The organism is Sinomonas terrae, assembly GCF_022539255.1.
GTDB lineage: Bacteria > Actinomycetota > Actinomycetes > Actinomycetales > Micrococcaceae > Sinomonas > Sinomonas terrae.
Genome location: NZ_JAKZBV010000001.1, coordinates 1,740,830 through 1,762,815, shown reverse-complemented (window position 1 = coordinate 1,762,815; position 21,986 = coordinate 1,740,830). Strand labels below are relative to the sequence as shown.

Genomic DNA, 21,986 nt, shown 5'->3' with positions numbered 1-21,986 from the left:
CTCCGTTTCTCGGGCCGTGCCCGCGTCGCTGCGCGGGGTGCGGCCGCAGCAAGTGCCGCAGACTACGCTAGTGGACCTCTCGCTGCGGCGGGGTTTCTTAACAGCCTATTTCGGTAAACCTAACTTCTGTCCCGGATTTGCCGCTGTGCCGGTGAGATTCTGGCAATTCGCGCTTCATTCCGTGCCGTCCCCTAGCTTCGGGGGGTCAGACGACGACGGTCATCCCGCCGTCGACGAAGATCGTCTGGCCGTTGACGAAGTCCGAAGCCGATGAAGCAAGCCAAACGACCGGCCCAGCGATGTCCTCGACCGTCCCCCAGCGGCGCGCGGGCGTCCGGCTCAGGATCCAGCTGTTGAATTCTGGATCGTCGACGAGGTTCTGCGTCATCTCGGTGTGGATGTAACCGGGCGCGATGCCGTTGATCTGGAGGCCCGACCCCGCCCATTCGGCCGTCATGGCGCGCGTGAGGTTGCGGAGGCCTCCCTTTGCCGCCGTGTAGGCGCCGATCGAGGGACGGGCGAGGTCTGTCTGGACGGAGCAGATGTTGATGATCTTCCCGCCTCCGCGAGCGGCCATGCCGCGAGCAGCCTCGCGCCCCACGAGGAAGGCGCTCGTGAGGTCCGTGCGGATCACCCTGTCCCAGTCCGTGGGATCGAGGTCGAACAGCGGGACGCGGTGCTGGATACCGGCGTTGTTGACGAGGATGGCCAACGGTCCCGCCTTCTCCTCGGCCTCCCGTACGCCTGCTTGCACGCTTTCGGCGTCAGTCACATCGAATGCGACGGCGTACGCCCGGTCTTCGCCGTACGCGGTGGCGAACTCCCGACGTGCCTCCTCCGCCCGTTCTGGATCCCGCCCGTGCAGCACGAGAGTCGCTCCTGCGTCGGCGAGGCCGCGGGCCAGAGCCCGGCCGATGCCCCGGCTCGAGCCAGTGACGAGGGCCGTCCGGCCGGAGAGGTCGAAGGGTGAGGTCATGAGTGGGTCTCCTGTGAGGGGATGGGAGCCGGAAGACGTCGCTTTGACTGTTCAGCATACTAGTCGCCTTTCAGTAGACTGGACACATGAGTCCTGAGTCACTTTCCGCGAGCACTCCTTCACACGCCACCCCAGAGCCTCTCAAGGTGGCCATCGCTGTCCCCCTCGAGCCGCGTCTTGTCGAGGCCATCCGCGCCGTCGATCCCCAGATCACGGTCCTCTATGAACCCGATCTCCTCCCGCCCGAACGCTTCCCCGCAGACCACTCGGGTGATCCGAACTTCCGGCGATCGCCAGACGGGGAAGAGCGCTACTGGAAGCTCGTGAACTCAGCGGACGTGCTGTACGGGTTCCCGAACGAGTCGGCCGCCGGGTTCGCGCGAGTGGTCGCCGAGAATCCCCGGCTCCGCTGGGTTCATGCCATGGCCGCTGGAGCGGGCGGCGCGGTCAAGGCCAGCGGCGTCTCGGCGGCTGATCTCGAGCGGGTCATGGTTACGACGTCGGCTGGAGTGCATGCGCTCCCGCTCGCCGAATTCGCCGTCATGGGCATCCTCAATGGGCTCAAGAGAACGGCCGAGCTCGCAGAGGACCAGCGCAAGAAGCACTGGCCAGAGCTGCGCATTCCGACCCGGCTCGCGGCTGGCTCCCACGTGGTCATCGCCGGTCTGGGGGAAATCGGACTCGAAACCGGGAGGCTCGCCCGTGCCTTGGGCATGACGGTGAGCGGAACCAAGCGAAACGCCGAGCCGATCGAGGGCATCCGCGAGGTCACGACAGCGGATCGTCTCTCCGAACTCGTTGCCAACGCCGACGTCCTCGTCAACACACTGCCCGGGACACCGTTCACGGAGCGGCTCATCGGTCGAGACGTGTTCCGTGCAATGCGACCGGGAACGATCCTCGTCAACGTCGGCCGCGGGACGGTCGTCGACGAGGAGGCGCTCGTCGAGGCCCTCGAGAACGGCGCGGTCGGGTATGCGTGTCTCGATGTGTTCGCCACGGAGCCGCTCCCTGCGGCTTCACCCCTCTGGGAACACCCCAACGTTCTCGTCTCACCCCACACCTCGGCGCTCAGCGTCGCGGAGAACCGCCTCATCGCAGAGCGCTTCGTGGAGAACCTGCGAAAGTTCCTCGCTGGCGCCCCGCTCCCCCACCGTGTGGACCCAGTCCACTTCTACTGACCGATTTCCGAAGCCGGGCTGGGGTCGTAGAGATTCCAGCACGAGCGAGTTCCAGCACAGGAAGGGTTCCCGCGTCTCCGCGGGAACCCTTCCTGTCTCCGCCCTCCAACCGGGCTCGCAGTTGAGCGCGCAGACGCATTTCAGCTCGTGGGCCACCCACCCATCGGATTGCCGAGAGCTCGGGCGAGTTCGGTGAGCTCGGAGACCATCGTCATCTTCTGCTCTTCGGTGAACGTCGCCTTGAGGGCGGTCACGCTAACCCCCAGGTTGGGTCCATGGGCTCCGCGAGTCGGTACTGGGACCGCGACACACACCACGCCGAGAGTGGACTCCTCGTCTTCGAAGGCGTAGCCCTCCCGCCTGATTCGGCGGAGCTCTTCCTTGAAGTCCTTGCCCGTCCGGATCGAATGCGGCGTGAGCACAGGAAGTTCAGCATCATCGGGGTACATCTCCTCCCAGTCCCGCTCATGAAGACGCGCGACCAGAGCCTTGCCGACGGCACACAGCGAAGCAGGCATCTTGTCGCCGATCGTTGAGGTGAGGCGAACAGCGGGATGGCCCTCGTAGCGGGCCAGGTAGATAACGTGATCGCCGTCGAGGAGTGCGACACGGACCGTCTCGCCCGAGAGGGCCGGAGCCTGGCCGCAGAACTGGTAGAACTCACGGATCTCGTCGCGCCGGCTCAGGTAGGACGCGCCGAGTTCGACAAGCTTCCGGCCCAGCGAGAAGTCGCTTCCGTCCCGGGTGACGAGGCCCGCGTCCTCGAGTGCCTGCAGAATGTTCGACGTCGATGACTTGGGGATCGCCAGTTCACGAGCCAGATCGCTCAGGGTTGCGCGGCCGCCTGTCGCCGCCGCAAGCACATCGAGCACCGCCGCTGCGCGCGTGACGGCGGGCGCAGGCGAAGAGGCCTGCCCCTCACCCCGCTCCCGCTCTGCCTCAGCGGGAGTAGTCGATGAGCGATTCGGTGGCACGGAGCTCCTCACGTCGGCGGGCAACCCCGCTTCGTCCAAAATACTGAACAAGGAACATTCTACTGAGAAGAGGCGAGCGAGCTCTCCGATTTGGCCTTCACGCGGAGTTCACCTAGCATTCACATTCAGAGCCTCCCACCGCGGCATCCCCCAATGGCTGCGGCGGGAGGCTCTTTCCATGCTCGGGATCCCTCAGCTCATGCGGCCGCGAAGGCTCCATCCGTCCGTCGCGTCGCGGACGAGTTGGAAGGTTGTGAGGCCGCCTCCGCGCTGGCCGGGCGTGGCCTGCACTTGCCATACCTCGACATCGACCCGCCCCAGGCCCCGCGGGAGAGGCCGTTGTGCTTCCCACCACCGCACCCGCTCATACCAGCGCACGGGCTCCGCTGCGACGCGCCAGTTCAGGCTTCCTCGGGTGAAGGAACGGGGTGCGCCGTCAGCAGCGGTGCGAACAAGGACTCTCTCCATGCCGAGAAGCTATAGGGCTGCACAGACATTCGATGGCCCTGCACCGACATTCCAGTGCGGGGCGCGCTTCCAGCGCAGAAGAGATTGCCCGAAGGCCTCAGGCGTTGACGATTCAGTCGGGTGGGTCCTACCGGGATCGAACCGATGACATCCACGGTGTAAGCGTGGCGCTCTACCAGCTGAGCTAAAGACCCTTGGCCGGCACGGCCGACGCTGACCTACTCTATCCGATCTCTGCCAAGGCCGACGAATAGGCATCGAGGTCGCGTGCCGCCCCCGCAGGATTGACGACGCGGAACCTCAGGATCCCTTCCCGGTCGAGGATGAAGGTTCCCCTGCGGGCCATCCCGCTCGCTTCGTCGAAGATCCCGTAGCGCCTCGCGACCTCACCGTGCGGCCAGAAGTCGGCGAGAAGCGGGAATTCGTAGCGCTCGGCCTCGGCGAAAGCCCTGAGCGCGAACTTGCTGTCAACGGAGACAGCCAGAACGTGGGCTCGGGCTGCAGCAAAGACATCCCAACGATCGCGGATCTCCGCCAGTTCACCTGTGCAGATGCGCGAGAACGCAAACGGGTAGAAGACGATCACCACCGGCGAGCCCCGCAACGACGAGAGCCGCACCGGTTCGCCGAACTGGTTCGCGAGTTCGAAGTCTGGAACTGCGCTTCCGATTTCCAGGGCGGCTGCTTCGCCCCCCAGCGAGGTCACTTCTTGCGCGCGAGCCGCGTGGCGTGCCAATCCTTCGAAACGCCGGCGGTCGACGTCGAGTGGAGGCCCGCCGTCGGAGCCGCTTCCTGCACTTCTACGGGCGGAACATACCCCTCGCGCCCCTGCTTCGGAGTCAGGAGCCAAATGACGCCATGATCTTCGAGCGTCGTCTGGGCGTCGACGAGCATGTCCACGAGGTCCCCGTCGCCATCGCGCCACCAGACAACGACCGCGTCGACCACATCGTGTTCATCTTCGTCGAGGAGTTCGGATCCCACCGTGTCCTCGATGCCGGCCCTGAGGTCGAAGTCGACGTCCTCGTCGTAGCCGAACTCCTGGATCAGGTCTCCGTCCTTGAAACCCAATCGCCCCGCCACGTTGCTTCCCGCGGCGGTGTCGGTCTCGCCCACGTTCTTCCTCCTTGCAGTGTTCATGTGCATCCGCGCCGATTCCCGGGCCTGTCTACTGGCACCACGCCCGGACAGCACGCGGAATGTATCTATAAGCCAACACCGTTTGGCCCGTAGCATCAAGCGCACGCGCTGCGCGTGCCCAGCGGACGCGACTAGAGTGGCAGGGAGCGCGCCGCTGCTCCAGCTGGGGAACCCGGCTGCCTAGAGGGGCGCCCACACGAAAACGGGGCCTGCACGTAGGGCCCAGCGACGATATCGCCCGACGTCCGGCAGCCACCAGCTCCGGGCCACCGGGCTCGAAGAGAGGTTTGGACGTGTCTGTAGGAGAGGAAACCTCGCACATCCTCAGCGGCCTGACGAATCAGCTGCCGGACCGCGACCCCGAAGAGACCGCCGAATGGATCGAGTCTCTCGACGCCCTGATCGAAGAACAGGGCACCGAGCGCGCGCAGTACATCATGCGCAGCCTTCTTCAGCGGGCCGGGGCCCAGAGTGTCGGCGTCCCGATGGTGACCACGACGGACTTCGTCAACACCATCCCTGCGGACCAGGAAGCCGAGTTCCCCGGAAATGAGGAGTACGAGCGGCGCTACCGCGCCTGGATGCGCTGGAACGCCGCGATCATGGTGCATCGTGCTCAGCGACCCGGCATCGGAGTAGGCGGGCACATTTCGACGTACGCCGGCGCGGCGACGCTCTATGAAGTCGGCTTCAACCACTTCTTCCGGGGCAAGGACCACCCCGGCGGCGGCGACCAGGTCTTCTTCCAGGGCCACGCTTCCCCCGGCATGTACGCCCGCGCCTTCATGGAAGGCCGCCTGAGCGAGGAAGACCTCGACGGCTTCCGCCAGGAGAAGTCCCACAAGGGCCACGCCCTTTCCTCCTACCCGCATCCACGCATGATGCCGGAGTTCTGGGAGTTCCCGACCGTGTCCATGGGCATCGGTCCGATGAACGCGATCTATCAGGCGCAGACGAACCGCTACCTGCACAACCGGGGCATCAAGGACACCTCGGACCAGCATGTGTGGGCGTTCCTCGGCGACGGCGAGATGGACGAGCCCGAGAGCCGCGGTCTTCTTCAGCTCGCCGCCAACGACAACCTCGACAACCTCACGTTTGTCATCAACTGCAACCTCCAGCGCCTCGACGGCCCGGTGCGCGGCAATGGCAAGATCATCCAGGAACTCGAGGCGTTCTTCCGCGGTGCCGGTTGGAATGTCATCAAGGTCATCTGGGGTCGCGAGTGGGACGGCCTTCTGAAGAAGGACTCCAACGGCCAGCTCGTCAAGATCATGAACGAGACTTTGGACGGCGATTACCAGACGTACAAGGCCGAGTCCGGCGGATTCGTGCGCGACCACTTCTTCGGCAAGACTCCGGAGACGAAGGAACTCGTCGCCGACCTGACGGATGAGCAGATCTGGAACCTCAAGCGCGGGGGCCACGACTACTGGAAGGTCTACGCCGCCTACAAGGCTGCGACCGAATTCAAGGGCAAGCCGACAGTCATCCTCGCCATGACGGTCAAGGGCTACGGCCTGGGTCCGCACTTCGAGGGCCGCAACGCGACCCACCAGATGAAGAAGATGACGCTGCAGGACCTCAAGGACTTCCGCGATCATCTTCGGATCCCGATCACGGACGAGCAGCTCGAGGCCGATCCGTACCGTCCGCCGTACTACCACCCGGGAATGGACTCTCCTGAGATCCAGTACCTCATGGAACGGCGCAAGCTCCTCGGCGGCTTCCTGCCCGAGCGGCGGGATCCCCACCAAGGGATCGCCCTTCCGAGCGAGAAGTCCTACGAGGTCGCCAAGCGCGGCTCGGGCAAGCAGCAGGCAGCGACGACCATGGCCTTCGTGCGTCTGCTCAAGGACCTCATGCGGGACAAGGAATTCGGCAAGCGCATTGTGCCGATCGTCCCGGACGAGGCCCGCACGTTCGGTATGGATGCGTTCTTCCCGACGGCGAAGATCTACAACCCGAAGGGCCAGAACTACCTCTCGGTGGACCGCGACCTCGTGCTCGCGTACAAGGAATCCCCTGCAGGCCAGATCCTGCACGCCGGTATCAACGAGGCCGGCTCGGTCGCGGCGTTCACCGGCGCGGGCACATCCTACGCAACGCACGGTGAGACGCTTGTCCCGGTCTACGTCTTCTACTCGATGTTCGGCTTCCAGCGGACGGGCGACGGCATCTGGGCCGCAGCCGACCAGATGACCCGCGGCTTCATCATCGGCGCGACGGCTGGCCGGACAACCCTGACGGGCGAGGGAACGCAGCACGCCGATGGCCACTCGCCGCTCCTCGCTTCGACGAACCCGGCGGTCGTCACCTACGATCCGGCATACGGCTACGAGATCGGCCACATCGTAAAGTCCGGCATCGAGCGCATGTACGGCGGGAACCACCCGGACCCCAACGTCATGTACTACCTCACGGTGTACAACGAGCCGATCGTCCAGCCGGCTGAGCCGGAGGAGCTCGACGTCGAAGGCGTTGTAAAGGGCATCTACCTGCTTGCGCCGGCCAAGATCGATGGCCCGCGCACCCAGCTGCTCGCCTCCGGCGTTGCTGTGCCGTGGGCCCTCGAGGCCCAGCAGATCCTTGCCGAGGAGTGGGGCGTCTCCGCCGATGTGTGGAGCGTGACCTCCTGGAACGAGCTCCGCCGGGACGGCCTTGCCGCCGAGCAGGAGGCCTTCCTCAACCCGGGTCAGGAGCCACGCGTGCCGTTCGTGGCGCAGCAGCTCGCCGGAGCGACGGGACCGATCGTTGCCGTGACGGACTACATGAAGGCCGTCCCGGACCAGATCCGGCAGTTCCTCCCGAACGAGTTCGCCACGCTCGGGGCGGACGACTTCGGCTTCGCTGATACGCGGGCCGCCGCACGTCGGTACTTCCACATCGACAGCCACTCCGTCGTGGTCCGGGCCCTGCAGATGCTCGCCCGCCGCGGCGAGGTCGACGCCGACGCCCCACGTCAGGCGTTCGAGCGGTACCGCCTGCTCGACGTCAACGCCGGGACGACCGGCAACGCGGGCGGCGAGAGCTAACCTGCCCACTGTCCCCCAGGGGACCACAGACGACGGCGGCGCTCCCCACAGCGGGGGCGCCGCCGTCGTCGTCCGCCCCCAGGAGGCTCTCGCACGAACCGCGGAAGCACTTCAGGCGATCTGCGCGGTTGTAGCCTTCTCACAAATTCAGGCGACGGCGGAGCGGAGCCTATGCTCTTCACATGCCGACTCAGACGCATGCAGCAGGAGGTGCCCGCCGCGGGCGCCTGAAGGCTTCCCCTGCGAAGGCCGAAACGCTCAAGAAGCTGCGCAGCAGCGTCGGCCAGCTCTCGACGACGACCACTCGGGAACTTGAGCGTGCGCTGCCCTGGTACGGCCGGCTCAGCGCGGACGAGCGCTCGGCCCTGGGGCTCGTCGCCCAGAACGGCATCGCGGCATTCGTCACGTGGTACGAGCGGCCGAGCCTTCCCTCGTGGGTCCTCTCCGACGTCTTCGGCAACGCGCCCACCGAACTCACGCGCTCGATCAGCCTGCAGAAGGCGCTCCAGCTCATCCGGATCGTCGTCGAAGTGGTCGAGGATCAGGTGCCGAACCTCGCTTCGGAGGACGACCAGCCCGCGCTCCGAGAGGCGGTGCTCCGCTACTCGCGCGAAGTCGCCTTCGCGGCCGCGGACGTGTACGCGAGGGCAGCCGAGACGCGTGGTTCATGGGACACACGGCTCGAGGCACTGATCGTGGACGCGATCCTCCGCGGCGAGAACACCGATGCTCTGAGGTCGAGGATCGCGGCACTCGGGTGGAAGGCGCAGGACAACTTCGCCGTCATGGTAGGCAGTTCCCCCCTCGAACCCAGCCCGAGCTATGTCGGTGACATGCGCCGCACAGCGAGCCGCTACGCCAAGGACGCCCTCGTGGGCATTCAGGGAGATCGGCTCATCCTCATTCTGGGTGGGGTCGAGGAGGATGAAACGGCGTATACGCGCCTGAGCGAGCTGTTCGCGCCGGGCCCGGTAGTGTTCGGGCCTCGCGCCGACAGCCTCCCTGAAGTGAGCTCGTCGGCTCAAGCCGCGTTCGCGGGCCTCTCCGCCGCGCGCGCGTGGCCCAACGCCCCGCGGCCCGTCGCTGCGGACGATCTCCTACCCGAGCGCGTCGCCGCTGGCGACGATGCGGCCCGCCGCGCTCTCGTCCAGAAGATCTACCGCCCGCTCCTCGCCGCGTCGAACGGACTCGTCGAAACGCTCAGCGCCTACCTCGAGCTCGGGCACTCGCTCGAGGCCACCGCTCGGGAGCTCTTCGTGCACGCAAACACCGTGAGGTACCGGCTTCGCCGTGTCTGCGACGTCACGGGCTGGGACCCGCTCCTGCCTCGGGAAGCGTTCGTCCTCCAGACCGCTCTGGTCGTCGGAAGGCTCGCGGCACAGCCTTCGGCCCGCGACCGGCCGGCCCGCCAGAGCACCTGAAATCTCGCTCGGCGAGCGAGACGCCGTTGTAGACTTCCTACAATCCGAGTTCTGGAGCTTGGTGCGTGGGGGCACCGCTGGAACCAACCGCACTTTGGAAAGCTGGAAACGTGCTAGCAATTGTCTGCCCTGGACAGGGCTCCCAGACGCCGGGCTTCCTCGCCCCGTGGCTCGAGCTGCCGTCCGTCGCCGAGCAGCTGGGCGCGCTCGGCGAGGTCGTCGGCCTCGATCTCGTCGCCCACGGAACGACGTCTGACCAAGAGACCATCAAGGACACGGCTGTCGCCCAGCCCCTCATCGTTGCCGCCGGCCTCGTGACCGCCCGGGCACTTTTCGACGTCGAACTCTCGACGCTGCCCGTCGTCCTTGCCGGGCATTCGGTCGGCGAGATCACTGCATCGGCCCTCGCGGGCGTCCTCAGCGAGACGGACGCCATGAAATTCGTCGGCCTGCGTGCGCGCGAGATGGCGAAGGCGGCAGCAGTCACCCCGACGGGAATGACGGCGGTGCTCGGCGGTGACGCCGACGAGGTTCGCCGTGCGATCGAGGCCGTCGGCGCGACCGCTGCAAACGTCAACGGCGGCGGTCAGATCGTGGCTGCCGGAACCCTCGAGCAGCTCGCTGCCCTCGCCGCGAATCCCCCGGCCAAGGCCCGCGTAATCCCGCTCAAGGTGGCGGGAGCCTTCCACACCCAGCACATGGCCCCGGCTGTCGCTGCCCTGGAAGAGCTGCGCCGCAGCCTGAACGTTGTGGACCCCGCAGTGCCGCTGCTCTCGAACTACGACGGACGCGAGGTCGTCTCGGGCGCTGCCGCTGTCGAAAGCCTCGTGGCCCAGGTCTCGCGTCCGGTGCGTTGGGACCTCTGCATGGAGACCTTCAAGGCGCTCGGCATCACCGGGCTCATCGAACTCGCCCCTGCGGGCACGCTGACCGGTCTCGCGAAGCGCGGGCTGCCGGGTATCAAAACCGTTGCGGTCAAGGCCCCCGGTGACCTCACGGCAGCCCTCGAGCTCTTCGCGGCCGACGCAGAGCAGAACCCTTCGACCGAAGAAGAACTCGCATGAGCACCGCAACGCTCCGCCAGACTCCCGTTCAAGAGCACTCGCGCATCCTGAGCTTCGGGGCCTACCGTCCCTCGGTATACGTCACGAACGAGGAGATCTGCCAATGGATTGACTCCTCGGACGAGTGGATTCGTCAGCGGACCGGCATCGTCACGCGTCACCGGGCGCCCGCCGAGGTTGACGTCATCGATATGGCAGAGGGCGCCGCGCGCGAGGCGATTCAGAAGGCAGGGATCGAGGCCTCGCAGCTCGGCGCCGTCATCGTCTCGACGGTTTCTCATCCTTATGCGACGCCGTCGGCTGCTGCTCTCCTCTGTGAGCGCCTCGGCGCGACCCCCGCGCCTGCCTACGACATCTCCGCCGCCTGCGCCGGCTACTGCTACGGCATAGCCCAAGCAGACGCGCTTGTACGCGCAGGCGCCGCCGAATACGTCCTCGTGGTAGGCGCGGAGAAGCTCAGCGACTACATCGACAACACCGAACGCAGCATCTCATTCCTCCTCGGAGACGGCGCCGGGGCGGTAGTCGTCGGCCCGTCCGAAGTCCCGGGCATCGGGCCCTCTGTGTGGGGCTCCGACGGGAGCAAGTGGAGCACGATCGGCATGACTCACTCGCTCCTGGACGTGCGCGACCTCTCGGACGAGGCAGAACGCGAGGGGGCGGACGAGGCAGCTGCCGTCCTTGGCACCGAAGCGAAGATCTGGCCGACCCTGCGCCAGGACGGCCAGTCCGTCTTCCGATGGGCTGTCTGGGAGATGGCGAAGGTCGCCAAGCGCGCGCTCGACGCCGCGGGCATCCAACCGGAGGACCTCGCCGCGTTCGTGCCGCATCAGGCGAACATGCGTATCATCGACGAGATGGTCAAGCAGCTCAAGCTGCCCGAGAGCGTCATCGTCGCCCGCGACATCGCGGACGCCGGCAACACCTCGGCGGCGTCGATCCCGCTTGCCGCGCACCGGCTGCTCAAGGAGAACCCCGATCTGAGCGGCAAGCTCGCGCTCCAGATCGGGTTCGGTGCCGGCCTTGTGTTCGGCGCACAGGTCATCAGCCTCCCCTAGTTCCCCAGTGCGCCGGGCCGGTGCCCGGGGCGCGTGAAGCCAAGCCGCACAAGCGGCTTGCCCAGCTAGTCGGCGCGAGCCGGCGATCAGAGAGAAGGAGCCGAAATGGCTAGCAACGAAGAGATCCTCGCCGGCCTGGCCGAGATCATCAACGAGGAGACGGGTCTGGCCCCCGACGCGGTCCAGCTGGACAAGTCCTTCACGGACGACCTCGACATCGACTCGATCTCGATGATGACCATCGTCGTCAACGCCGAGGAGAAGTTCGGCGTCCGCATCCCGGACGAAGAGGTCAAGAACCTCTCGACCGTCGGCGACGCTGTCGACTTCATCTCGAAGGCTCAGGCCTGACCTCTCTTCGCTGACGGCCGGTACCTCCTCGGTGCCGGCCGTCTGCTCCACCCTGCCAGACTTCGCAGCTTCCGCAGCAGCGGCTAACCGACCCCGAAAGAGTGCAGCATGGCCCGCAAAGTTGTCGTCACCGGCCTCGGAGCCACCACCCCCATCGGCGGGGACGTTCCCACCCTCTGGCAGAACGCCGTGAAGGGCGTCTCGGGCGTCGGTCCCCTGACTGACGACTGGGTGGAGAAGTACGACCTTCCCGTGAAGATCGCGGCGAAGCTCTCCGTCCCGGCCGAAGACGTACTCGGACGGGTCGAGATGAAGCGCATGGATCCTTCGACGCAGTACGGCGTGATCGCTGCCCGCGAGGCGTGGAAGGATTCCGGAATCGAGGAGATCGACCACGATCGCCTCGCTGTGGCGTTTGCGACGGGCATCGGCGGCGTGTGGACCCTGCTTAACGCGTGGGACACGCTCAGGGAGAAGGGCCCTCGTCGGGTCCTGCCGATGACCGTACCGATGCTTATGCCCAACGGTGTCGCTGCAGCCGTGAGCCTCGACCTCGGGGCGAGGGCCGGAGCCCATACCCCCGTCTCGGCCTGCGCTTCCGGAACAGAGGCGATGGCGGTGGGGCAGGAACTGATCCGCTCAGGGAAGGCCGACGTCGTCATGGTCGGCGGCGCCGAGGCTGCAATTCACCCCATGCCGCTCGCCGCATTCGCGTCGATGCAGGCCCTGTCGAAGCGGAACGACGATCCCGAGCACGCATCGCGCCCGTACGACATCGACCGGGATGGCTTTGTGATGGGCGAAGGTGCGGGAGCCCTGGTCCTCGAGGCCGAGGAGCACGCCCTCGCCCGTGGAGCCCGCATCTACGCGGAGCTTGCCGGAACCTCTGTAACGGCCGACGCCTATCACATCACCGCCCCCGACCCTGAAGGTCTCGGGGCAACGCGCGCACTCAAGGCCGCGATGTACGATGCCCGGGTCCAGCCGGAGGACATCGTGCACGTCAATGCCCACGCAACCTCGACCCCGGTCGGCGACAAGCCCGAGTACACGGCCCTCAAGGCCGCTCTGGGCGAGCACGTCGACGACGTAGCGGTCTCCGCGACAAAGTCTCAGATGGGCCACCTCCTTGGTGCATCGGGCGCCGTCGAGGCCGTGCTCACCGTGCTTGCCATCTACGAACGCAAGGCGCCCGCAACGATCAATCTGGACCATCAGGATCCCGAGATCCCTCTCAACGTTGTCACGACGGCCCGCGAGCTGCCCCAGGGTGACATTGTGGCGCTCAGCAATTCGTTCGGCTTCGGCGGCCACAACGCCGTCCTGGTCCTCCGCAACCACTGAGCCCTCGAACCCGCCGAGCCGCTGCTCCACGAGCTCGCCGGAGACTGCGAAGAGGGCCCGCGATCTGCGGGCCCTCTTGGTGCGCGATGAAGGTGAATGACGAGGCGGCTCAGCCCACTTGGTGCAGCCAACGCACGGGCGCGCCTTCCGCGGCATGCCGGAACGGCTCGAGCTCCTCGTCCCATGCCTCGCCCAGCGCAAGCGAAAGTTCCTGGAAGACGACTGCAGGGTCCCCAGCCCCCGACTCATACGCGTAGCGGATGCGGTCTTCAGTCACCATGATGTTTCCGTGAACGTCCGTCGTCGCATGGAAGATCCCTAGCTCGGGAGTGTGCGACCAGCGCGCACCATCCACGCCTGAACTGGGCTCTTCGGTGACCTCATACCGCAGATGCGCCCATCCCCGGAGGGAAGACGCCAGCTGCGCACCCGTCCCGGGGGCGCCGACCCACGAGAGTTCGGCTCGGAACATCCCGGGCGCGGCTGGTTGAGGGGTCCACTCAAGATCCGTGCGCTTCTCAACGACGGAGCCGATAGCCCACTCCACATGCGGGCATAGCGCACTCGGTGCCGAGTGCACGAACAGCAGACCACGGGTCATCACTGCAGACATTCCATCCTCCATCGCTGTCGGTACGTCTTCCCCTACGACCGTCAGCACGGAGTGTGTGAACCAGTGGTTGTTTCAGTTGTCAGTGGCCCTCTCGTCCTGTTGAGGCGCATTTCTTGCCCCTTGGACGTACAAAGCCATCAGGGGCCATTCTGCACGAGAGGCGGACGATCCGCCAGCACCATTGGCGAGGTTGCGGCGTGTTGCGGTGGAGGACGTGGCGTGAGCTTGCTCTCATGCTCTCGGATGGGCCTGGATATAGCTCGAACGGAGCCTCTCGACCGAGACGTGCGTGTACAGCTGGGTCGTGGCAAGACTCGAGTGACCGAGTAGCTCCTGAACTGACCGAAGGTCGGCGCCGCCATCGAGAAGATGCGTGGCGGCGGTGTGGCGGAGAGCGTGAGGTCCACTCGCAGCGGTATCTCCGAGGGACTTGAGGGCAGCGTCAATCGTCTCCCTCGCCTGCCGCTGGCCCAGACGACCGCCCCGACGGCCCAGGAAGAGAGCGGAACCGCTGTCCTGAGTCACCAACGCGGAGCGCGCACCGAGCCAGCGCACGACGGCGTTGGCAGCTGGCACGCCGAAGGGCACCGTCCGCTGCTTGTTGCCTTTGCCGAGTACGCGCACAGTACGGGCGTAGAGGTCCACATCGTCGATCTCGAGGCCGACGAGTTCGGAAACTCGGATCCCGGTGGCGTAGAGGAGTTCAGCCAGCGCCCAGTCCCGAACTGCCACGGGGTCTCCGCTCTCCGCCGCCTGAGCGAAACAGTCAAGCAGGCGCCTCGTCTGTTCTTGATGGAGGACGTCAGGGAGACTCGATTGCCGCTTGGGCGAGGCAAGCCTCAGCGAGGGGTCAACCTCGAGCCTGCCCTCGCGGACGGCCCACGCCATGAAAGACCTCACGGCGGCGGTGCGACGAGCCAACGTCGCCCTCGCGAGTTTGGCCTCGCTCTGGCGCCCGAGCCATCGACGGAGCCGAGCGAGGTCGATGTCGACGAGATCGCTTGCCCCATCCTGTTGCGCCGACCGGAGCATCGAGGAAAGGTCCCCCTCGTAGGCGCGAACGGTGTGCTCCGAACGACCTCGGCCCAGCGCGATATGGCGCAGAAAGCCCTCAAGGGGCTCACGCAGGCCCGGGGAAAGCGGCGTCGCATCGGTCACCTGCCCACTCTCGCTGCAGGCGGTGCAGAGAACAAGGCGACACTCGCGTACGTCCGGTCACGATCATTCATCGGTTCTGCTCGGCCTATGGCCTCCGCACACGATCGGCCCATCTGCCACACCCAACCTGGTCCGCGCTCGCTGCTGCCACCCCCTCAACCCGATCCCCCTCTTCACTTCGCCGAGCCTCCCTTGTCCGTTTTCCGCCATCCCCCCGCCGTCTGCTGGCACAGGCCCATCAGCTGGAGACGTCCGAGCCCAGCCCTGACCTGGGCCGCGCTGAGCCCTGCCACTGTGCTCAGGCTGTCGATCCCTGCTCCCCTCTTGACGGGCAGCGCGTCGAGGAGGAGGAAGTCCTCGACCGCCAGTCCATCGTGTATGGCAACATGCCCCTCCCGCTCTCCGGCGAGTCCCTCGCCCGCCGGCGCCAACAGCTCATAGACCTCTTGGACGTCCGTGACGCATACCGCAGCACCGTCCCTCAGAAGACGGTGGCAACCAGCCGAGCTCGCGCTGTAAACAGAGCCGGGGACGGCAGCCACGACGCGCCCGATATCGGCAGCGTGATGCGCCGTACTGCGTGCCCCCGACCTCCACTGCGCCTCGACTACAACGGTCACGCCCGTGAGCGCCGCGATGAGCCTGTTCCGCCGCAGAAACCGATGGCGCGTCGGCGCCCCTCCAGGCGGCAGTTCGGAGACGAGCAGGCCACGGCGCGCGACCTCGCGGAGAAGCTGCTCATTGCCGGATGGGTAATAGCGGTCCAATCCCCCGGCCATCACGGCAACCGTGGGAAGCCCTCTCCCATCAGTCACGAGGGCCGCTCTGTGAGCCTGCGCGTCGATTCCGTACGCGCCCCCACTCACGACCGTGACTCCGCGGTCCACAAGGCCCTTGGAGATCTCCCCCGCCACACTCAGGCCGTAGTTCGTCGCATTACGCGAGCCGACGATGGCGACCGCGGACCGTTGAGAAGGCAGGTGTTCCTCGCCGCGCACCCAGAGCCCGTGCGGAGCCTGCTCCCCGAGATCCCCGAATCCGTCGGGCCACTCAGAGTCCTCGGGAATAACGAACCGTCCGCCAAACCGCGCTATCGTCTCGAGGTCTCGGTGGGGAGCGAGGTCGGGAACACGGCTCCTCCACCGTTCGACGGCAGCAGCTACGCCCTCCCACGCCTTCGCACCGCGACCGATGAGGACGCTCCTCAGACGGGCTTCGATCGCTGGATCAATTTGCTGGCTTCCTGTCGCGACTCGAAGGCCCTCGGTCGGGCCCAAAGCGGCCACAATCATCGCACCCGTCGCATCCCCAGGCTCGATGAGCCGAGTGAGCGCCGCTCGCGCGATCCTTGTTTCGTCGAGGCCTTCCGCGCCGGCCGGAACCCCCAGTCCAGCCCCACGGGCTCGCGGTTCCCCGCTCACCGTGCCTCCTCCGTGGTGCGCAGCAGCAATGCCTCGCCCACGTCGTCGGGGCTCGGCCGCTCACTCCCGGCGAGATCCGCGATTGACCACGCGAGCCGGAGAACGCGATCGTAGCCCCGTGCCGTGAGCGTGTGCGTCTCGAGAGCTCGATCCAAGATGCCCGTCGCGCTCGACGGGAGCCTGAGTGCACCACGTAGGAGCCGACCAGGCGCCTCCGCATTCGTCGAAAAGCCAAAGGGCCTCAGCCGCTCGGACTGACGCTCCCTTGCCCGAAGGACGCGGGCCGCCACGGCCTTCGAAGACTCCCCGGAAGAGTTGCCCGCGAGATCGACGGCGGACACCCGCCGGACGCCAAGCTGAATGTCGACGCGATCGAGGAGCGGACCGGACAGCCGTGCGAGGTATCGACGCTTCGCCTGAGGCGGGCACGAGCACAGGAGGCCCTTTCCAGATCCTTGTCCGCAGGGACAGGGATTCGCAGCGAGGACGAGCAGGAAGCGGGCAGGATAGGCGGCCGTCCCAGCCGCCCTGTCGATACTGACCACACCGCTCTCAAGAGGCTGTCTCAGGGAATCGAGGACGTTCCGATGAAATTCCGGAGCCTCATCCAAGAACAAGACGCCCTTATGGGCGCGTGATGCCGCGCCGGGACGGGCGATCCCGGCGCCTCCCCCGACAATCGCCGCAGGACTAGCCGTGTGGTGGGGGCTCTCGAACGGGGGCCGACGCACGAGCTCGCGAGTCGCGCTCGGGTGGCTGGAGAGCGAATGGATGGCAGTGACCTCCATCGCCGCCTCGTCGTCGAGATCCGGCAGGATCCCCGGAAGCCGCTCAGCCAGCATCGTCTTGCCCGCCCCCGGCGGGCCGAGCATCAGGATGTGATGTCCTCCCGCCGCCGCCACTTCCAAAGCCGCCCGCGCCTCATGCTGCCCTGCCACGTCCCGCAGGTCCGGCGCCGAACGCGGAGGCGGAGCCGCGCCGTCGCCCTCGCCTGCCCGCCCGGCCGAAGCAGCCGAGTCTGCCTCCTCGGGCAGGATCACGCTCAGGGGGTCCGCACCCAGATCCAACGCCAGACTGCCCAGACTCTCATAGCCGCGCACCCGCGCCCCGGGCACGAGCCCGGCCTCCGCCTCGTTCGCCTTCGCAACGACCACGTCCCGATAGCCCGCCCGCACCGCCGCCATCACCGCCGGCAGCACCCCCTGAACCGGCCTCAACCGCCCGTCCAGACCCAGCTCCGCCACGAACACCGCATCCGCCGGCGGACGAATGTCCCCCGCCGCTGCCAGCGCCGCAACAGTGATCGCCAAATCGAACGCCGTACCCCGCTTCGGCAGCGAAGCCGGAATCAGATTCACGGTGATCTTTCGCCGGCTCAACGGCAGACCCGAGTTCTGCGCCGCAGACCGCACCCGCTCCTTCGCCTCGTTCAACGCCGAATCCGGAAGCCCCAGCAGCACGAACGCCGGCAGAGTCTGACCGATATCCGCCTCCACCTCAACCACAAACCCGTTCAAACCGACCAACCCGATCCCCAGCGCACGGCCTACCCCACTCACGCCACACCTCGCAGATGCTCGACCAAAGGAGAAGCCTTCTCCGGCCCCGTCACAGCGATCACGTCCACCCGACGTCGAGCAGCCTGAAGTCGATGCTCCCTCGCCCACGCAGCGGCTAGCCGCGCCACCCGGGCGAGCTTCGCGCTATCGACTGCCTCGAACGGATGCCCGAAGTCCCATGACGAGCGCGACTTCACCTCGACCGCAACCAGCACCGCACCGTCAAGCGCCACGAGGTCCAACTCCCCCTCCCGGCACCGCCAGTTGCGATCCAGGATCACCGCCCCGCTCGCCTTCAAGTAGTCCTCGGCGAGCCGCTCACCGCGCTGGCCGACAATATCCTTCGCCCTCATGCAGCCAGCTTGGCCGCCCGAGGGCAGCCTCGACACCAATCTGGGAACTATGTGAGGAACACGCCGTGGAGACCGCTGTGGAGGACCAATCAGGCCGACTTGGAATCGGTGACCCGGGAATCGTCGGGTCGCTCAGCTCCCAGCTGACGCGCTCGAGGAGCAGACCCCGGCATACCTCGCGGGAACGGAGATCACGAACGGACTCGTCGTGTTGCTGGCACCCGGAACGGTATAGAGGTAGGCACTGCAATTCTCGCCAGCAGGTTTCTGATTCGCTGGGCCGTCTTGGATGTAGGTCACTTGATAGACGATCTTCGCCGGCTGAACCAGTCCCGAGACGAGTTGGGCCGCCGAGGCTTGTGGGACCTTCGGAATTGTGCCGGCCGTGGCCGCGGAGCCCGGGGCGGCCACCAGGGGCGCCATCTGCCCCGGGGCAAGAGGGGCAGGAGAGGCATTGCTGGGGCTCGGGCCGAACGACATCTCGTTCGTCAGCTGCAAGGCACAATAAGCGGGTGCTCCGCCGTCTGACGTTGTAAGCCCCGGTAGGACTGCTGAGGCATCGCTTGGCGTTGGCGCATTATTGAGCAGGCCTTTGCCAATGGTGCAGACCGGTGAATTGATGGGATAAAGCGCGAAGGGCGACCAATCGTATGATTCCGGATTGTCCCGACCGGAGGTTGTGTTCGTTACCGTCGCTTTCGCATTCACCTTGAACGTAACGCTCGAGAAACCTGGCGCATTCGTGGCTGTCGACATCGTAAAGTCCGAGGCGCTCACGCTGTAATCGATCGATGCCGTATAGCCTCTGGTCGATGTGAGAGCAATCGACCCCGAGTCGGAGATCGCCGAGGTTGTCGGCGCGGTGGGCGTAGAACTAGCTGTAGGCGTCGCCGTCACGCTCTCGGTAGCGGTGGCGGTGCCGCTGGAAGAAGCGGAACCAGAAGGCCCTGCCGACGTGCATCCTGAGGCGATAACAGCCAAGAAAGCGGCCAGAATCACAGCAGATGTTCCTCGACCCATCTCCTACCCCCCAACCTCTGGCCGACCCGGTCGACCAGAAACGAATCCGACGCCGATGGAGCGGAGCGTACACCATCCATCTCGGGTTAAGCCCGGGGAATCCTGTCCATGTTTTCCTCTGTCAACGGCCATGGGTTGCCGCCCAACGGCGCCTTGGAATTGAGGGATTCGCGCGTCAAGGAAATGAGCGAGGAGTTTCGGTTCGTCGCGCTCTCACGGCAGTCGGACTGCTCGCCTTTGCGACCGTCTCGCGGCATGCGAGAGAGCCGAGGAAGACGCGAGATCTACGACTCCGAGACCCCTATGTCCCCAGACCATCCTTCGGAAGCGCCAAGTCCTCCACCTTCGGAAGCTCCTCGACATTGACGTCTTTGAAGGTGATGACGCGAACGCTCTTCACGAAGCGTGCGCTGCGGTAGACGTCCCACACCCACGCGTCCTGGAGCGTCAGATCGAAGTAGACCTCGCCGTCGGCGGATCGGGCCTGAAGGTCGACGTGATTGGCCAGGTAGAAACGCCGCTCGGTCTCCACGACATAGCTGAACAACGAGACAACGTCGCGGTACTCGCGGTAGAGCTGGAGCTCCATGTCCGTCTCGTAGTTCTCGAGGTCTTCAGCGCTCATAGTCCCATCTTCCCATCGTCGTCGAGGAGCACGGCGGCGCCTTCAAGGTGCCAGCTGCGCCGATGCCACGCCGTAGGCCCGAACTCGACAAGCGCCGCGCGATGCTCAGGAGTCGCGTAGCCCTTGTTGACTGCCCAGCCAAAGCGTGGATCCTCGGCACCCAGCTCCATCATCAGAGTGTCCCGCTCCACCTTCGCGAGGATGCTCGCGGCAGCAACTGCCTGACACTTCATGTCTGCCTTGATCATGGTTCGAACGGGGGTAGCCGGCCCCGTGGCAGCATCACCGAAGAGCGCGTCCTGGCCGCCGCGGCCGAGCCAGTCGTAGTTGCCATCGAGGTGGACGACGTCGGGGACGACCCCGGCCAGGGCAATTTCCGCGAGAGCTCGGGTGCCGGCGAGACGGAGGGCCTCCATGAGCCCGAAGGCGTCGATTTCGTCGGCGCTCGCGTGGCCGACAGCGCTCGCGACCCCCCACGATCTCACGAGCGGGACGAGTTCTACCCTCTTCTCCGGAGTCAGCAGCTTGCTGTCCCGCAGAACGGTACGGGTGCGGACGCTTCGTACATCGACAACCACCACCCCGACGCTCACAGGGCCAGCAAGAGCCCCACGGCCCACTTCGTCGCACCCCGCTACGAGCGGACCGTGCTCAGCCGCGAGCTGACGGACGTACCGCAAGGTCGGGGCGGGAGCGGCAGGCTTCCGTGACGAGGGGCGGACGCGGACGGAGTCGATGGCAGTCATGTCAGTGCGGTGCAGGAATAGACGAGAAGGTGCTGGAGTAGTTGCTGAGGGTCCTGAGCCGGTTGAGCGGCCAAGCAATAACGACAGCTTGACCCTCAATGTCCTTCTCGTCAACGAAGCCGTTGCCCGGCTGGGCGGCGTTGTGGAACCGCGAGTCGGACGAGTGATTGCGGTTGTCGCCCATCACCCATACGTCGCCTGCCGGAACGACGACGTCGAACGGCACCGGCCGCGGCACCTCCGCGGGGTTGACGTAGGGCTCGACGAGCGCCACCCCGTTGACGGTGATCCGCTGCTGGGCGTCACAGCAGACAACGTGGTCCCCGGGGAGGCCGATGAGGCGCTTGATGAGGTACTGCTGCGACGTGTCCGGAAGCAGCCCGATGAATTCCAAGGTCTTCTGGAACCAGTTCTGGGTGCCATCGGTCGACGGCGGCAGCCATCCCTTCGTGTCCTTGAAGACGATGACGTCGCCCCGCTGGAGGCCGAAGTTGCGCGGCACCATGAGGTTCACGAAGATCCGGTCGTTCTCTTCGAGCGTCGGAACCATCGATTCCGAGGGGATGTAGAACGCCTTGAAGAAGAACGTCTTGATGACGAACGAGAGCACGATCGAGATGACGAGGATGAGCGCGATCTCGCGAATCCACGACAGCAGCCCACCTCGGCGCGGGTTTCGCTCGCGCGCAGGATCGACCGGATCCTTCGGTTCCTGAGCTGCGGGGCCTTGGTCGGCGTCGTGCGGTCCTGTCTCGGCCCCGTGGGTCACCGGACCTCCTTCGGAGTGGTGGTCATCGTCCCCAATCTATCAAGGGGCCAGAGAATGGCGATCGGCTCGCCGATGACGCGATCGGTGCGGACCAGCCCACCGCCGGGTGCCCCGAGCAGCGCCCGCGAATCGGTGGAGTCGGACCGATGGTCGCCGAGCAGCCACAGACGCCCTGCGGGAACGATGACATCGAACTTCATCGTGCTCGGAGCGTCGCCGGGGTAGAGATATGGCTCTTCGATCGGCGTTCCGTTGACCGTGAGCCGTCCATCGGGGCTGCAGCACGCGACGTGGTCCCCCGCGACGCCGATGACCCGCTTGACGAACACTGTTTCATTGGGAATGACGCCGAGCCACTCCCCTGCCCCCTGCAGGGCGTCGGCGATCCAACCACGCCCACTGTCGAGGGGTGCGAACGATCCGCGTCCATCGAAGACGACGACGTCGCCGCGCTGGATCGGCTGGGATTCGAAGGCCGTTCGGGAGACTGCGATGCGGTCGCCCGGCTGCAGCAGCGGCTCCATGGATCCGGAGGGAATGTAGAACACATCCACCACGAACGCCCGGATCAGGCTCCATGCAACGAACGCGACAACGACGCCGAGAAGCGCCGAGCGCCAGCCCAGAAGCCTGGGCCGGCGCTCGGACCGGGTGCTGCGGTCAGTGTCGGTCTCAGCGGTCACGACGCGTCAGCGATGGAGGCCGTAGGA

Annotated in this window: 21 protein-coding genes and 1 tRNA gene; 7 read left to right on the top strand and 15 right to left on the bottom strand. The window is 66.1% G+C overall.

Features of this window, described 5'->3' with window-relative positions; all coding sequences use genetic code 11:
- Positions 1 to 205 precede the first annotated feature (205 nt).
- Positions 206 to 976 (bottom strand): glucose 1-dehydrogenase, encoded by a 771-nt coding sequence (locus L0M17_RS08205; RefSeq protein WP_241053447.1) that lies wholly within the window; start codon positions 974 to 976, stop codon positions 206 to 208.
- Between the two features lie 86 nt (positions 977 to 1,062).
- Here L0M17_RS08205 and L0M17_RS08200 point away from each other — a divergent pair, with 86 nt between their 5' ends.
- Complete coding sequence (locus L0M17_RS08200; protein ID WP_241053445.1) at positions 1,063 to 2,157, top strand: D-2-hydroxyacid dehydrogenase; 1,095 nt, start codon at positions 1,063 to 1,065, stop codon at positions 2,155 to 2,157.
- 140 nt (positions 2,158 to 2,297) lie between these two features.
- On the opposite strand, the gene L0M17_RS08195 is transcribed toward L0M17_RS08200, so the two are convergent.
- The 5 genes from L0M17_RS08195 to L0M17_RS08175 all read right to left on the bottom strand — a co-directional run bounded on the left by L0M17_RS08195 (position 2,298) and on the right by L0M17_RS08175 (position 4,715).
- Complete coding sequence (locus tag L0M17_RS08195) at positions 2,298 to 3,131, bottom strand: IclR family transcriptional regulator (RefSeq protein ID WP_241053444.1); 834 nt, start codon at positions 3,129 to 3,131, stop codon at positions 2,298 to 2,300.
- Between the two features lie 192 nt (positions 3,132 to 3,323).
- The gene (locus tag L0M17_RS08190) at positions 3,324 to 3,599 is read right to left on the bottom strand and encodes a hypothetical protein (RefSeq protein WP_241053441.1); all 276 of its coding nucleotides are present in this window, start codon (positions 3,597 to 3,599) and stop codon (positions 3,324 to 3,326) included.
- A 121-nt stretch (positions 3,600 to 3,720) separates the two neighbouring features.
- A tRNA-Val gene (locus tag L0M17_RS08185) sits at positions 3,721 to 3,793 on the bottom strand.
- 29 nt (positions 3,794 to 3,822) lie between these two features.
- On the bottom strand, positions 3,823 to 4,305 hold the full coding sequence (locus L0M17_RS08180) for a peroxiredoxin (RefSeq protein ID WP_241053440.1): 483 nt from the start codon (positions 4,303 to 4,305) through the stop codon (positions 3,823 to 3,825).
- A complete protein-coding gene (locus tag L0M17_RS08175; protein WP_372498005.1) occupies positions 4,302 to 4,715 on the bottom strand; it encodes a DUF3052 domain-containing protein in 414 nt (137 codons plus the stop codon). The genes L0M17_RS08180 and L0M17_RS08175 overlap by 4 nt, the downstream gene beginning before the upstream one ends.
- 317 nt (positions 4,716 to 5,032) lie before the next feature.
- Between L0M17_RS08175 and aceE the strand changes: the two genes are divergently transcribed.
- The 6 genes from aceE to fabF all read left to right on the top strand — a co-directional run bounded on the left by aceE (position 5,033) and on the right by fabF (position 13,012).
- Positions 5,033 to 7,774: a pyruvate dehydrogenase (acetyl-transferring), homodimeric type gene (gene aceE, locus L0M17_RS08170; RefSeq protein WP_241053436.1), complete on the top strand. Its 2,742-nt coding sequence runs from the start codon at positions 5,033 to 5,035 to the stop codon at positions 7,772 to 7,774.
- 182 nt (positions 7,775 to 7,956) lie between these two features.
- On the top strand, positions 7,957 to 9,195 hold the full coding sequence (locus L0M17_RS08165; RefSeq protein ID WP_241053435.1) for a PucR family transcriptional regulator: 1,239 nt from the start codon (positions 7,957 to 7,959) through the stop codon (positions 9,193 to 9,195).
- A gap of 110 nt (positions 9,196 to 9,305) precedes the next feature.
- Positions 9,306 to 10,259: an ACP S-malonyltransferase gene (locus L0M17_RS08160; RefSeq protein ID WP_241053434.1), complete on the top strand. Its 954-nt coding sequence runs from the start codon at positions 9,306 to 9,308 to the stop codon at positions 10,257 to 10,259.
- Positions 10,256 to 11,317: a beta-ketoacyl-ACP synthase III gene (locus tag L0M17_RS08155; protein ID WP_241053433.1), complete on the top strand. Its 1,062-nt coding sequence runs from the start codon at positions 10,256 to 10,258 to the stop codon at positions 11,315 to 11,317. Before L0M17_RS08160 ends, L0M17_RS08155 begins: the two co-directional genes overlap by 4 nt.
- A 105-nt stretch (positions 11,318 to 11,422) precedes the next feature.
- Positions 11,423 to 11,668 (top strand): acyl carrier protein, encoded by a 246-nt coding sequence (locus L0M17_RS08150; protein ID WP_043127785.1) that lies wholly within the window; start codon positions 11,423 to 11,425, stop codon positions 11,666 to 11,668.
- A gap of 108 nt (positions 11,669 to 11,776) precedes the next feature.
- The gene (gene fabF / locus L0M17_RS08145; protein WP_241053431.1) at positions 11,777 to 13,012 is read left to right on the top strand and encodes a beta-ketoacyl-ACP synthase II; all 1,236 of its coding nucleotides are present in this window, start codon (positions 11,777 to 11,779) and stop codon (positions 13,010 to 13,012) included.
- A 109-nt stretch (positions 13,013 to 13,121) separates the two neighbouring features.
- Here the strand turns inward: fabF and L0M17_RS08140 are convergent, their stop codons facing one another.
- The 9 genes from L0M17_RS08140 to lepB (L0M17_RS08100) all read right to left on the bottom strand — a co-directional run bounded on the left by L0M17_RS08140 (position 13,122) and on the right by lepB (L0M17_RS08100) (position 21,959).
- Entirely contained in the window at positions 13,122 to 13,625 is a 504-nt protein-coding gene (locus L0M17_RS08140; RefSeq protein ID WP_241053430.1) for a DUF3145 domain-containing protein, read from the bottom strand.
- A gap of 231 nt (positions 13,626 to 13,856) precedes the next feature.
- Positions 13,857 to 14,783 carry a tyrosine recombinase XerC gene (locus tag L0M17_RS08135; RefSeq protein WP_241053428.1) on the bottom strand — a complete coding sequence of 309 codons (927 nt, stop codon included), beginning with the start codon at positions 14,781 to 14,783 and terminating at the stop codon, positions 13,857 to 13,859.
- Between the two features lie 173 nt (positions 14,784 to 14,956).
- Positions 14,957 to 16,204 carry a DNA-processing protein DprA gene (gene dprA, locus L0M17_RS08130; protein ID WP_308196840.1) on the bottom strand — a complete coding sequence of 416 codons (1,248 nt, stop codon included), beginning with the start codon at positions 16,202 to 16,204 and terminating at the stop codon, positions 14,957 to 14,959.
- A complete protein-coding gene (locus L0M17_RS08125; protein WP_241053426.1) occupies positions 16,201 to 17,709 on the bottom strand; it encodes a YifB family Mg chelatase-like AAA ATPase in 1,509 nt (502 codons plus the stop codon). The genes dprA and L0M17_RS08125 overlap by 4 nt, the downstream gene beginning before the upstream one ends.
- A gap of 50 nt (positions 17,710 to 17,759) precedes the next feature.
- The gene (locus L0M17_RS08120; RefSeq protein WP_241053425.1) at positions 17,760 to 18,116 is read right to left on the bottom strand and encodes a YraN family protein; all 357 of its coding nucleotides are present in this window, start codon (positions 18,114 to 18,116) and stop codon (positions 17,760 to 17,762) included.
- Positions 18,117 to 19,437: 1,321 nt separating this feature from the next.
- Positions 19,438 to 19,761 (bottom strand): DUF2469 domain-containing protein, encoded by a 324-nt coding sequence (locus L0M17_RS08115; protein ID WP_043127802.1) that lies wholly within the window; start codon positions 19,759 to 19,761, stop codon positions 19,438 to 19,440.
- Positions 19,758 to 20,507, bottom strand: coding sequence for a ribonuclease HII (gene rnhB / locus L0M17_RS08110; RefSeq protein ID WP_241053424.1), 750 nt, complete (start codon positions 20,505 to 20,507; stop codon positions 19,758 to 19,760). The genes L0M17_RS08115 and rnhB overlap by 4 nt, the downstream gene beginning before the upstream one ends.
- 1 nt (position 20,508) lies before the next feature.
- The gene (lepB, locus tag L0M17_RS08105) at positions 20,509 to 21,276 is read right to left on the bottom strand and encodes a signal peptidase I (protein ID WP_308196838.1); all 768 of its coding nucleotides are present in this window, start codon (positions 21,274 to 21,276) and stop codon (positions 20,509 to 20,511) included.
- A complete protein-coding gene (gene lepB, locus L0M17_RS08100) occupies positions 21,273 to 21,959 on the bottom strand; it encodes a signal peptidase I (RefSeq protein ID WP_241053423.1) in 687 nt (228 codons plus the stop codon). The genes lepB (L0M17_RS08105) and lepB (L0M17_RS08100) overlap by 4 nt, the downstream gene beginning before the upstream one ends.
- Positions 21,960 to 21,986 lie beyond the last annotated feature (27 nt).